Origin of the sequence: Clostridium brassicae (assembly GCF_026738875.1) — a bacterium.
Classification (GTDB): domain Bacteria; phylum Bacillota; class Clostridia; order Clostridiales; family Clostridiaceae; genus Clostridium_H; species Clostridium_H brassicae.
The window spans coordinates 18,258-30,940 of the sequence record NZ_JAPQFJ010000009.1 but is presented as its reverse complement, the minus strand read 5'-3'; the positions used below and the strand labels follow the sequence as shown (position 1 = coordinate 30,940).

Here is a 12,683-nt window from a genome sequence, read left to right as displayed (position 1 = left end):
AGCTATTTTAAACCATTGTATCTATACTTGTAAAGTCATCATCTTCAAAAAAACTTCTACATTTAACTATATCTGCTTTCTCCACATTCTTTTCTACATTCACATTAGAGATATATCCTATAGAGTTTAACTTATTAATTATTTCATTTTTACTCGTATCAATAAGTTTCATCCATTCTTTCTCACACTTTATCTTAATATCTAAATTCTTATTAAATACTTTTATATAAGCGTCCACAACCCCCATATTAATTGTTTTAACTGAAGCTACAAGTTTTACGTTACTAGAATCTATTTTTTTCCCTTTGTTTCTCTCATCCTTAATAATCAGTTTACATGGGTATTCTTTTTCATTTAAATTCACTGGCACATCTAAGTAATAGTATTGATTTGAAATAGAATTATAAATTTTAAAATTATTAATTTTGCTTTGTAATGCAGTGGTTAATTTATTAAGAACCTCCGATTTACCATCAAGTTCTTCTCTAACAATTTGTTTTATTACATCTTTTATTTCATCTAATTTATCATTTATTTGCTCTTTGATTTTATTGCTATCATCATTAACATTTTTATTCTGTAATTTTAAATGTTCTATTTCTTTATCTTTAAAAAGTAAACTCTTCACACTTTCATTGTTTTCCTTTTCACTTGAATCTATTCCTAAAAGTTTGTTTAATATTTCCTTTCCATCTGCTTCCTTTGCTTCAGCTGAATTATAAATCTTCTCAATATATGAGCTAGTATTTTTAGAATTACTGCTTTCATTGTTTTCCTTTAAAGCTCCCGCCTCATCATTTGAAGATAAACCTCTTTTGTCCTCAATATTAACTTTTTCCTTATTTACTTTTGCCTCGTTATCTCGAAGATTAACCTTCACGTCTTCTATATTAGTATCTTTATCTACTAAATCTAAAGATTTATTATTTAAAACTTCTCCATCACTATTGATTTTAGTAACTTCTTTAGATGGAATTTCATCTTTAAGTTCCATTACTTCTTTATATAAAGCCATAGGTTCTTTTACTATTTTATTAAAACTTGATATATTAGACTCAGTCAAATCAATATTATTTTCAATTAACGTAAATAATTCTTCTGATGTTAATTTTTTAAATTGGCTAAAAAATCCCTTCAGTATATTTTTTATATTTTGTCCTCTATCACTGTTTAAGTTAATACCTTTATTATCAAGATATTTTAAAATAAACGCATCCTCTTCAGAAGCATCTTTAATGATCTTATCTTGAAAATCAGTTAGGGTTTTTATATTAGAAATATTCTCTTTAGTTAAAGGCATCTTATGTTTAAGCATCTTTTCAAGAAGAGGAAAATCTTCTTTATTGACTTTTATGCCTTGTTTTTCTAGAATATCTTCAAACAAACTTTTCGTCTCATCATTTGAATCATTTTCCAATAACTTTAATACTAACTTACCATCTTCATATCCCTCTACTTGAAATCTTAAAAATGCATTTGGAGTAAATTTAAAAGATTTATCTATTTGTGCTGAGAATTGCCATCCATCTAAGAGTTTCAACATAATTTCACTAGAAAGGTCATCAAAATCAATAATTCTTGCAGAGAACTTTTCTCCTATCTCAAAACTCAATTTTTTGTGCATCTTTTTTAAGTCTACATTATTAGCACTATTTATATTTAAAATTCCACCCAAATTTACTCCCCTCTCATTCTCATCAATATTATATCAAGTCTATAATTTCTTCATTTACGCAATCAATATAAAAAACTTACATTATATTATTTATCGTAAAAAACTACTTTATCTAAATAACCTTTTGCTTTTCTTGTTTATTATACAAAATATTTTCTCTTATAGCTATGCCACCTGTGCAATTTATTCTAAGACTCGTATATAGATTAAAGTATTATCTTTAAGCAAATTTCATCTATGACTTAGAATTACTTGATGGATAAAAAAGAAAATGCCTAATTACAGGCATTTTCTTTTAACCTATTTTATAACTACCTTGTAATATTTCTTCTTTCCCTTTTTAACAAGAACATTTCCATCTTTAAAATCAGACTGTGAAAGGATAGCATTAACATCTTCAACTTTTTCATCATTAATAGAAAGTCCACCTTGTTCTATCAATCTTCTTCCTTCTTTTTTTGACGGAACAACCTTTCCATTTACTAATATATCAAGAAGCTTTTCCCCAATCATATCTTCTGTTATTTCAATAGCTGGAACATTACTCATATCTGCTCCACCACCAAATAATGCTTCTGCTGCTTCTTGAGCTTTTTTAGCTTCTTCTTCTCCATGAATTAACTTAGTAACTTCATATGCTAACACTTTTTTAGCTTCATTTATTGCAGCATCCTTAAGTGAACCAAGCCTTTTAACTTCATCCATTGGTAAGAAAGTAAGTAATGCTAAACATTTTTCCACATCTGCATCGGCTACATTTCTCCAGTATTGATAAAACTCATACGGTGAAGTTTTTTCAGGATCTAACCATAAAGCCCCATTAACTGTTTTACCCATTTTTTGTCCTTCACTATTTGTTAATAGTGTACATGTCATTGCATAAGCATTTTTTCTTTCTTTTCTTCTTATAAGTTCCATACCTGCAATCATGTTAGACCACTGATCATCTCCACCTAATTGCATTACACAACCATATCTCTTATTTAATTCATAGAAATCATATCCTTGCATTAGCATATAGTTAAATTCTAAAAATGATAAACCTCTTTCTAATCTTTGCTTAAAACATTCTGCTGTAAGCATTCTGTTTACTGAAAAATGTATTCCAATATCTCTTATAAATTCAACATAGTTAAGATTTAAAAGCCAATCTCCATTATCTACCAAAATAGCTTTTTCATCACTAAAATCTATAAACTTTGAAAGCTGTCCTTTTATGCAAGCTACATTATGATCAATTTGTTCTTTTGAAAGCATTTTTCTCATATCTGTCTTACCGCTTGGATCTCCAATTCTAACTGTTCCTCCACCAACTAAAGCTATCGGTCTATGTCCAGCCTTTTGCATATGGGACATAAACATCATTGCAATAAAATGTCCTATATGAAGACTATCTGCTGTTGGATCAAAGCCTATATAAAATGTTACTTTTTCCTTACCTAATAATTCTCTTATTTCTTCTTCATGAGTTGTTTGTTTTATGTACCCACGTTCCATTAAAGTATCAAATACATTTGTCATAATTCATACCTCCAACCATTATTATGTATTATTGACTATTAACTATATTTTAATTAATTGTTGCTTTATTACACCTTTAAATCAATATTTTTCAAAGTAAAACCTAATTATTAAATATAAACTACAAATTTAAAAAATGCATAAAATAAAAGTCCCATACATCCTAAACAAGGATATATGGGACGAAAAATTTCCGTGGTACCACCCAAATTGAAATATTATATATTTCCACTCTTCCCCTATAACGCAGAGAAACACGTAACAACCTACTAAATTCTAGAATTTTTCAGAATACGATTCAGGAATGTATTTCCTTATGCTCATCAACTAGTTTTCAGCAACCACTAGCTCTCTTTATGATTTACAAAAGTACTTCTTTCCATCATTATCTTTAACATATACATTTTATATACTATTATATAATAATAATTAATAAATGCAATACCTAAATTCAATATTATTTATCTGACAAATCAAAAACTGCATACAAATATTAAAACAATTTGTATGCAGTTATTATTCAATTTTAGTTAACTAAGCAACATATTTCTTGATAAATTCAGGTATGGCATCCTTTTCATAATTTATATTTATATAGAAGTCTATATCATGTTTTCTAGATAACTTTTCTAGATTATAAAATAAATGTGCAGCACCTTCAATATCTGAGCTTACAATATTAAACAGACCGTCAATATACACACTGCTAATATCATAATCTTTTGAAAGAATACCACACAAAAATCCATAAAAATTACTATAATCTTTTATTTCATAATCATCTGTAGAAATAAACCTTATCTTTCTATCTAACTGAAACATACGTCTATCATCATCATCAATAAAAACTACATTACCCTTAGCCTTTCTAACACTTTCATTTGCAGATTGGATCAATGCTTTAGTTTTACCTGTACCTTTCTTGTCACAAAAAACACGAAGCATGTTAACCACTCCTTTTTATTTTTATAATAATCTTTACTTAATTATATAATATTCTAAATTTTCTTTCAATATTACTTTTACATTATAGTAAAATTATTCATTTAAAATTGGTTATGCCTGGATAAATAACTTTAAAATAATTCTCTCTTAAAGAATTTATAAATATAACGTTCCCATGATTTTTAAAAGACTTTTTCATTCTTGAGAATCCTCTACCCGATTGAAGAAATCTTTTATTTTCATCTAATGTTATGAGTTTTTCATAAATCCACATATTTCTCTTTATATAATTATTACCCAATTCATTTTTACTGTTTTTTATCAGTATACCAGGACTTATAATTCTTACACTATTAAAATCTATAATTACCTCTATCTCCTTATCTATAATAGTGTAATCTCTATATAAGACAGCATTTTTTATACCTTCATATACTGCTTGACAAGGATAATAAGATGGTAAAATATCTAAAATATGTTTTTCACTCTTGTCTAGCATAGATAATAAATCTCCTTGTATTATCTTTACCTCATCTAACGATTTATTTATCTTATTTACTATTCTAATCATATTATTAGGGTAATATAAATAATTTATTCTTGAAAACACTAATAGTCCACCTAAAGTAATATAATATTCCTTATCTTCCTCATCTAAATATACTATCTTACTACTTTCCATAAAAGAAATTCTATTTTCTTCACTTACCTCTATTCCATGAGACATAAAGTATTTATCTACAATCTCATAATCTAGATGTTCTATTCTACTTTTAACCATAGGTGTAAGCTCTATATTTAAATTCATATTTTCTTGAAAAGAAGTAACTAATTCCTGCTTTCTCATTGTATCTGTAGTAGACCCTCTTCTAATATAAAAAGCACCATTTTCCCTAAACTGATAAGGCTTTTGATTACTCTGATAAATAGTTATTATTGCCAGTCTCTTATTCTGATAGTTTATAAATTCTAAAGAGATTGGAATAGGTGGCTCACATCGAGAACTTATAATTTGTTGTATTTGTTCTTCTGTAAAACATAGTTCAGAAATTCCTACAACCTTTTTACTTTTATCCTCAATTCCTATAATAAGGTATCCTCTTCCCCCTCTAGAATTTGCTATTGCACAAACATCCTTTGCAAATTCTTTTCTACCACTTTCTATACTTAGATCTATTTCCCTTTTAAAGTCTAACTTTACACCTTCATTTTTTTTAAGAAGACTTAAAAATTTTTTCTTATTCATAAATACTTTTTTCTCACTCCCCTCTTTATCCGATATCTAAGCATTCTTTACTACGATATTTTTTAAGTGGAAGTAAAGAATGGCACCACCCTGGATAACGATTTCTCATAAAAGATAACAACTTCTAATAAGTAAAACTCCTAAAAATTCTGTTAATAACTTTCATATAGACAAAAACTCCTCCTGAAACCAAAAGTCCTGTTTATACTATACTATTCAAAAAGACGATGAAATGAACATCGTCTTTACTTATCTATAACTTTATTTTTTCCTGTTTTCTTAGCAACATATAATCTAGCATCTGCTACACTTATAACATCTTGCAGTGTATTGCCATCTTTAGGATAATAACTTATTCCAAAACTTGCAGTAATTTTATCACTTACTTTTCCATAATTAATTTTATTGTTACTTATCTTACTTCTTATATTATTAATTTTACTATACACATCTTTAGAATCGAATGCATCCTTTATATATATTACAATCTCTTCTCCACCATATCTCGCAATAATATCATGTTTATCTATGTTATCTTGTATAATTTGTGTCGTTCCTTTTAATACAATATCTCCAAATTGATGTCCATATGAATCATTAGCATCCTTAAAATTGTCTATGTCCATCATAACTATAGCAAAATTTCTTTTTTGATTTCTGTTTATTTTACCCTCTATATTATCAAAAAAATATTTTCTATTATATATTCCTAACAATGGATCCCTTATTGAATTTTCCCTTATTTGATTATATAGTGCATTATTTTCTAATGCTATAGCTATTTGATTAGCTATAGTATATATAAACTTTATATGATCATATCCAAAAAAATTGTTCAACTCATGTTCAACTATAATATAGCCTATGAATTTTTCTCTTAAATCTATAGGTACTCCTATCATAGAATGTATTTCATTAGTTTTTAAACCTTGGGAAAATAAAGGAGTTTTTGAATTTATAATAAATGGATTTCCATTTACTAATTCCTTGTAACATTCTTCTGTACACAAGTTAGCTTTTTTATATTTATAATTAGTTGCCTTTATTGATAATTTACTGTCTTCCATTATATATATTGAAGAGTATGTTGCTCCCAGTATTCCTAATATCATATCATTTATCATTGGAATTAAGTTTTTATCACTTAAATAAGAATTTATATACTTACTAATCTCAACTATATTTGTCATTGAATCCAGCTTTTTTTCTAAATTTGAGTTCTTCTCACTCATAATTTGAATCGTACTTTCAGCAAAATTTTGATATGTCTCGAACTCACTCCTCAATCTTAAATACTTTTCCTTATAGCTTATATTGTCACAAACAGTATCATACACATCCATACATTATCACTTTCCTCTAGATTCATTTATAACTATAGTTCTGCTTTAACAAAAGCTTAATTTGAAAATTAAAATACATATAACATTCTACACCAAAATATAAATTTCCTCCAGTAGATTTATCTACACTCAATTATTATTATAATGTATTTCCACAATTATTTATATAGAATAATTTATATTTAATTCTTAATAAATTCTTAATAGGTTACTTTAATTAACTCCTTACATTTAAATAATATTTATTTATATAACACATATAACACAAATAAAGATACAAAATATTAGGCTATATATCATACCGCATATTCTGTATCTTTATTAATCTAATTATACCTCAATTAGTACTCTACTTAACACAAATTAATTCTTTTTATATTATTACAAAATAAATACAAATAGTTTCTTAAGACATATCTTTTTATTAAAATTAAATTATAAGTTTAAATTTGCTCTTTTTAAAGCTTTCTTTACACTTATACTTAAAGGTAAACCTATTACTATTCCTGCAGTAGCTTGAGAGATATTTCCTGGTATATCTTTTATAGCTATAATAAATGCTTGTTGTAAAGTAGCTGTACTAACCATAAGAAATCTAGCTATAACTGCTCCACTAATATAATATGCTACTATCATAAATATTCCTGCTATACAAAAAGCTAACAAGTTATTCCATACATTTTCTCCTTTGTAACTTTTTCTATAAGCAATACTTGCAGCAATATATGCCATTAATCCTTTTATGATGAAAGTAAAAGGTGCCCACTGAGTATATCCTGTCAAAATATCAAACAGAGACATCCCTATAGCAGCGGAAATAGCTCCTTTTTTCTTTCCTAATACTATAGCTCCTAAAAATACCATGCAATCTCCTAAATGTACTACTCCCATAAAAGACGGAATATGAAACATAAATGTAGCAACATAAGTTATAGCAGCCATTATACCTATTTGTATAACACCTCTTGTTCCCTTAAAACCAACCGTTACATTTTTGCTGTGTCCCTCCATAACTCTCCTCCTCTTAAATTAAGCAATTATTAATTTCAGTTTTTAAACATGTAACAATTATTACTTATTAATCTAATTATATGTTTTAAATTAGTAAGTTTTTAATTTTCTTAAAACTTTATATAGGTAAATTTATTTAAAAATAATCCTTATATATAATTATATTTAAATACAAATTTTGAGCAAATGTATGGATACAAATTTTAAATTATACAAATCAACTCTTAAATAATAAAATTAATTTTAGTTAATACTAAATTAGTATAAGTATAACAGGAGGTATTAATATGAATTTTCTTAGATGGTTAGGTGGATTTGTAATTTTATTTTGGTTAATTGCTTTAATATTCAGCATTGGAGGAGCTTTAATAAACTTCTTGCTTGTTTTCGCTGCCATAGTCTTTATATTAGATGCCTTATTTACTAAAAAAAAATCTATGTAGTCCATCGATTATAATAATTACTTGGTAATTTTCTCGAATCAGTAAATAATTATATTTGTATATACTTATGTAGTTTTATATTGTACACTCTTATCATCCGATAAAACTATAAAAACCTGTGTAATTTCTACACAGGTTTTTATAGTTCTATTCTTCGCTTTTACCTATATCAGATAAAACAAGTCCTTTATTATGTTCAAGAGCCCAATTAATGCCCCAGTCACTAGTAAATAATAATAATGAATTATCCTTCAAATCAGTTACCGCTTTAGTATCACTTGTTAAATTCAATTTTTCTGGTTTTATTTCAGTTTTTTCAATCCATCTAATATTTTTGAAAGGTAATCTTTCTATTTTTATATCAACATTATATTCATTTTTTAATCTGTATTCTAAAACTTCAAATTGAAGTACACCAACCACACCAACAACTATCTCCTCTACTCCTATATGAAGTTCCTTAAATACCTGAATAGCTCCTTCTTGAGCAATTTGAGTTACACCTTTTATAAATTGCTTTCTTTTCATAGTATCTACTGTTCTTACTCTTGCAAAATGTTCTGGAGCAAAACTTGGTATACCTTCAAATCTAAACTTATTAGAATTAGGACATAAAGTATCTCCTATTCCAAAAACACCTGGATCAAATACACCAATAATATCACCTGCATATGCTTCTTCAACTATCTCTCTATCTTCTGCTAAGAATTGTTGTGGTTGAGATAGCTTAATTTTCTTCCCTTGTTGTACATGATATACATCCATACCTTTTTCAAACTTACCTGAACAAATTCTCATAAAAGCAACTCTATCTCTATGTGCTTTATTCATATTCGCTTGAATTTTAAAAACAAAAGCTGAAAATTCTTCATTGAAAACATCAATTTTACCTTTATCTGAGTTTCTTGGAAGTGGAGATGATGTAAGCTTTAAAAACTTTTCTAAAAATGGTTCTACCCCAAAATTAGTTAAAGCACTACCAAAAAATACTGGTGTTAATTCTCCATTACTTATCTTTTCCATATCGAATTCTTCGCCAGCTTCATCTAAAAGTTCTATTTCCATAAGCAATTTTTCATATAAATCTTCACCTAATAATTCTTCAGTTTTCTCATCTTCTAAAGAGACCTCTACAATATTTACCTGACTTTGTCCGTGATTTCCGCCTTCAAAAAATAATATTTGTTTTTTCTCTCTATCATATACTCCTTTAAAATGAGCTCCACAACCTATAGGCCAATTCATAGGATATGATTTTATTCCAAGCTCACTTTCTAATTCTTCCATTAATTCAAAAGGATCTTTAGTTTCCCTATCTAATTTATTTACAAAAGTAAAAATAGGAATTTCTCTTAAACTACATACATGAAACAATTTTCTTGTCTGATTTTCTACACCCCTAGCTCCATCTAAAACCATAACTGCACTATCAGCAGCCATTAAAGTTCTATAAGTATCCTCACTGAAATCCTGATGTCCAGGAGTATCTAATATATTTATACAGTGATTTGCATATTTAAATTGAAGCACAGAAGATGTAACAGAAATACCTCTTTGTTTTTCTATTTCCATCCAGTCAGATACAGCATGCTTTGATGCTCTTCTAGCCTTTACAGAACCAGCTTCTCTAATAGCTCCTCCATATAATAAGAGTTTTTCTGTAAGTGTAGTCTTACCTGCATCCGGGTGAGAAATTATAGCAAAGGTTCTCCTTCTTTTTATCTCATTAATAAAATCTGCCACTAGTTTCTCCTCTTTCCAGTTATAAATTTAAACTTTCCATTATGATTTTAACTTTATTATAATTAACTGTCAAACATAAATATATCATTTATTTCAATAAAATAAATCCTCATTTATAACTACTAAATTTCAATATACTTATTACATGAAAATTATATTTATGATAAAATATAATTTTGATGTAATATATTAATGTAATCTTTTAATAGATCTTTTGATCTTACTATTTTAAAATAAATTTTATATTCATTATTATATATTAACAAAATCGGAGGGTTTATATGTATAAATTAATTGCACTAGATATGGATGGAACTTTATTAAGAAATGACAAAACCATATCAGAAGAAAATTTAAATGCTATAAAAAAAGCTAAAGATAAAGGCGTAAAAGTAGTATTATCTACTGGAAGACCTAAAAAAGGAATAGAAAAATATTTAAAAAAATTAGATTTGCTTTCAAATGAAGATTATTGTGTAACTTATAATGGTTCTTTAGTTGTAAATACAGGCACTGATAAAGTACTTTATAGCAAAATACTAACTCATAATGATATTCATTATCTTTATGATTTAAGCAAAAAACTTGATGTTAATATACATGCTTTAACTTATAATTCATGTATTTCTCCTAAGTTAAGTAAATATACAGAAGTAGAAATTTCTATAAATGGTATTGACTTTGAAGAAATAGATTTCTATAACTTAGATCCATCTGCACAAATAGTAAAGGTAATGTTTGTAGATGAACCAGATAAACTTTCTAAAGTTATTGATAATCTCCCTAAAGAAGTATATGAAAAATATACAATAGTAAAAAGCGCTCCTTATTTTTTAGAATTCTTAGATAAAGAAGTAAATAAAGGTGCTGGAGTAAAAATTCTTGCTGAAAGCTTAGGAATAAACCAAAATGAAGTTATATGTATTGGGGATGCTGGTAACGATATTCATATGATTAAATATGCTGGTTTAGGCGTAGCTATGGGAAATGCTTTCCCTGAAACAAAAAAATCTGCTAACTATATCACTTGTAGTAATGAAGAAAATGGCGTTGCACATGTTATAGATAAATTTATATTAAATGATTTATCTTTTTTTATAGATGATGAAATTGAGAACACTCAAGCTATATAATTTCAAACAAAACATAAAATAGTATCTCTATTAAAATGGGAATATTCTATGTGGGGAGGTAAAAAATGTATAGAATGATAGCTATCGATATGGACGGTACATTATTACGAAAAGATAAAAGTATATCTCATGTAACCTATGAAGCAATACAAAAAGCTAAAGAAAAAGGTGTTAAGATTGTTTTATCTACAGGAAGGCCTGTTCAAGGTGTTAGCGAAGCACTAAACTTTTTAGACTTAAACAATAAAAACACTTATATTGTATCTTGCAGTGGAGCATTAGTTCAATGCGCTTCTGGAGAAATAATATCTGAAAACAACTTATCTTTTGATGAAGTTAATTATCTATATAACCTTTCAAAGGAATTAAATATAAATTTGAATGCCGTAACTCATAACAATTTTCTAACTCCATCCTTTAATTTCACTACTGAAGTTGAAGCCTATATGACAAATATGCCTGTAAAAGTAGTTGATTTTGAAAATTTAGATGAGAGTATCCCTATAAATAGAATTGCTTTCATTAATGAAACTGAGAGCTTTATAAATAGGCTGAAAAATATACTAAAATATAAAAAAGTAGATCTTAAATATGACTTACAAAATATTAGTTTATCCAATAAAAATGATAGTCTGTTTTCTAATAAAGAAAACCTGCCTAAAGAATTGTATAAAAAATTCACTGTACTAAAACCTACTTCAAATACATTAGAAATATTAAATAAAAACGTAAATAAAGGAACAGGCGTAGCTTCTCTTGCAGAAAAACTCGGTATAAAAAAAGAAGATATTATATGCATAGGAGACTCAGGAAATGACATTCACATGTTACAATATGCCGGTTTAGGTGTTGCCATGGGGAATGCATTTCCAGAAGTAAAAAGTATTGCTGATTATGTAACTCTTTCAAATGAAGAAGATGGAGTCGCTCATGTTATAAATAAGTTTATACTACAAGAATAAGATTCATTATAAGGATAATGTTGTAAAATACAACATTATCCTAAAATATCATCTCCTCCATTGTATGTATAATCAAATTCTGCATTAGATATATCATTTGAAACAATAGGATCTCTCACAGGATCAGGAAGTTCTGTATAATCTACCTGAGAATGTGCTTTTATAATTTTAGGTTTTTCTTCTAAATACCCCCTTTCATTAGGTCCATATAAACTTGAATTTTGATTTAGTTCATTAGAATTTCTTTGTTTGTTTTTTTTCATAATAATTAGTACCTCCTATATTATCAATCCTTCATAGTATTCCACTAAATAATAAAATAATTATAGATTTTTAAATGATTTTTTCAATGGTATCTCTTCAACAATTTATAAATTAATAAAATTATATAATTACAAACTTACATAACTATGTTTAAGTTTCATTTTGCACTACTTATAAAATTAATCTTGACAAAAATTTATAATAAGCATATATTAGATGTAAAAATAGAAGATTAATCAATGAAGAGAAGTAAGTAGGCTTTAAAACAGATTTTCAGAGAGTTGTAGATGGTGGAAATACAACAATTATGATTAAGCTGAATGGATCTTGGAGATTGAAAGTGAACTTTAAGTAGCTTTACACGTTAGCCTTATGTTATAAAGGCAAGATACGAATT

11 protein-coding genes and 2 other annotated features (1 of these 13 only partly in view) are annotated in these 12,683 nt (G+C 27.0%); of the genes, 3 read left to right on the top strand and 8 right to left on the bottom strand.

Annotated elements, in window-relative coordinates:
• Positions 1 to 7 precede the first annotated feature (7 nt).
• The 6 genes from OW729_RS09920 to OW729_RS09895 form a co-directional block, all read right to left on the bottom strand.
• A complete protein-coding gene (locus tag OW729_RS09920; protein WP_268061344.1) occupies positions 8 to 1,675 on the bottom strand; it encodes a hypothetical protein in 1,668 nt (555 codons plus the stop codon).
• A gap of 300 nt (positions 1,676 to 1,975) precedes the next feature.
• Positions 1,976 to 3,196 carry a tyrosine--tRNA ligase gene (gene tyrS / locus OW729_RS09915; RefSeq protein WP_268061343.1) on the bottom strand — a complete coding sequence of 407 codons (1,221 nt, stop codon included), beginning with the start codon at positions 3,194 to 3,196 and terminating at the stop codon, positions 1,976 to 1,978.
• 175 nt (positions 3,197 to 3,371) lie between these two features.
• Positions 3,372 to 3,591 (bottom strand) — a binding site (T-box leader).
• Positions 3,592 to 3,730: 139 nt separating this feature from the next.
• Positions 3,731 to 4,141: a hypothetical protein gene (locus tag OW729_RS09910; protein WP_268061342.1), complete on the bottom strand. Its 411-nt coding sequence runs from the start codon at positions 4,139 to 4,141 to the stop codon at positions 3,731 to 3,733.
• 97 nt (positions 4,142 to 4,238) lie between these two features.
• Positions 4,239 to 5,387 carry an AlbA family DNA-binding domain-containing protein gene (locus OW729_RS09905; RefSeq protein WP_268061341.1) on the bottom strand — a complete coding sequence of 383 codons (1,149 nt, stop codon included), beginning with the start codon at positions 5,385 to 5,387 and terminating at the stop codon, positions 4,239 to 4,241.
• Positions 5,388 to 5,632: 245 nt separating this feature from the next.
• A complete protein-coding gene (locus tag OW729_RS09900) occupies positions 5,633 to 6,730 on the bottom strand; it encodes a sensor domain-containing diguanylate cyclase (RefSeq protein ID WP_268061340.1) in 1,098 nt (365 codons plus the stop codon).
• Between the two features lie 435 nt (positions 6,731 to 7,165).
• Positions 7,166 to 7,741: an ECF transporter S component gene (locus tag OW729_RS09895; protein WP_268061339.1), complete on the bottom strand. Its 576-nt coding sequence runs from the start codon at positions 7,739 to 7,741 to the stop codon at positions 7,166 to 7,168.
• Positions 7,742 to 8,028: 287 nt separating this feature from the next.
• Between OW729_RS09895 and OW729_RS09890 the strand changes: the two genes are divergently transcribed.
• On the top strand, positions 8,029 to 8,184 hold the full coding sequence (locus OW729_RS09890) for a DUF5670 family protein (protein ID WP_268061338.1): 156 nt from the start codon (positions 8,029 to 8,031) through the stop codon (positions 8,182 to 8,184).
• Positions 8,185 to 8,331: 147 nt separating this feature from the next.
• Here the strand turns inward: OW729_RS09890 and OW729_RS09885 are convergent, their stop codons facing one another.
• Positions 8,332 to 9,927 (bottom strand): peptide chain release factor 3, encoded by a 1,596-nt coding sequence (locus tag OW729_RS09885; protein ID WP_268061337.1) that lies wholly within the window; start codon positions 9,925 to 9,927, stop codon positions 8,332 to 8,334.
• Between the two features lie 281 nt (positions 9,928 to 10,208).
• Here OW729_RS09885 and yidA point away from each other — a divergent pair, with 281 nt between their 5' ends.
• Together yidA and OW729_RS09875 are read left to right on the top strand one after the other, a co-directional pair.
• Positions 10,209 to 11,060, top strand: coding sequence for a sugar-phosphatase (gene yidA, locus OW729_RS09880; RefSeq protein ID WP_268061336.1), 852 nt, complete (start codon positions 10,209 to 10,211; stop codon positions 11,058 to 11,060).
• Positions 11,061 to 11,125: 65 nt separating this feature from the next.
• The gene (locus OW729_RS09875) at positions 11,126 to 12,022 is read left to right on the top strand and encodes a Cof-type HAD-IIB family hydrolase (RefSeq protein ID WP_268061335.1); all 897 of its coding nucleotides are present in this window, start codon (positions 11,126 to 11,128) and stop codon (positions 12,020 to 12,022) included.
• 35 nt (positions 12,023 to 12,057) lie between these two features.
• Here OW729_RS09875 and OW729_RS09870 read toward each other — a convergent pair whose 3' ends face one another.
• Positions 12,058 to 12,285 carry a hypothetical protein gene (locus OW729_RS09870; RefSeq protein ID WP_268061334.1) on the bottom strand — a complete coding sequence of 76 codons (228 nt, stop codon included), beginning with the start codon at positions 12,283 to 12,285 and terminating at the stop codon, positions 12,058 to 12,060.
• Between the two features lie 231 nt (positions 12,286 to 12,516).
• Positions 12,517 to 12,683: a binding site (T-box leader), on the top strand (it continues 72 nt past the right edge of the window).

What these genes read in the sequence shown, in the direction of transcription:
- OW729_RS09905 (WP_268061341.1), bottom strand. Translation starts at nt 5,387, where the DNA reads ATGAATAAGAAAAAATTTTTAAGTCTTCTTAAAAAAAATGAAGGTGTA.
- OW729_RS09875 (WP_268061335.1), top strand. Translation starts at nt 11,126, where the DNA reads ATGTATAGAATGATAGCTATCGATATGGACGGTACATTATTACGAAAA.
- OW729_RS09910 (WP_268061342.1), bottom strand. Translation starts at nt 4,141, where the DNA reads ATGCTTCGTGTTTTTTGTGACAAGAAAGGTACAGGTAAAACTAAAGCA.
- OW729_RS09895 (WP_268061339.1), bottom strand. Translation starts at nt 7,741, where the DNA reads ATGGAGGGACACAGCAAAAATGTAACGGTTGGTTTTAAGGGAACAAGA.
- OW729_RS09870 (WP_268061334.1), bottom strand. Translation starts at nt 12,285, where the DNA reads ATGAAAAAAAACAAACAAAGAAATTCTAATGAACTAAATCAAAATTCA.
- yidA (WP_268061336.1), top strand. Translation starts at nt 10,209, where the DNA reads ATGTATAAATTAATTGCACTAGATATGGATGGAACTTTATTAAGAAAT.
- tyrS (WP_268061343.1), bottom strand. Translation starts at nt 3,196, where the DNA reads ATGACAAATGTATTTGATACTTTAATGGAACGTGGGTACATAAAACAA.
- OW729_RS09890 (WP_268061338.1), top strand. Translation starts at nt 8,029, where the DNA reads ATGAATTTTCTTAGATGGTTAGGTGGATTTGTAATTTTATTTTGGTTA.
- OW729_RS09900 (WP_268061340.1), bottom strand. Translation starts at nt 6,730, where the DNA reads ATGGATGTGTATGATACTGTTTGTGACAATATAAGCTATAAGGAAAAG.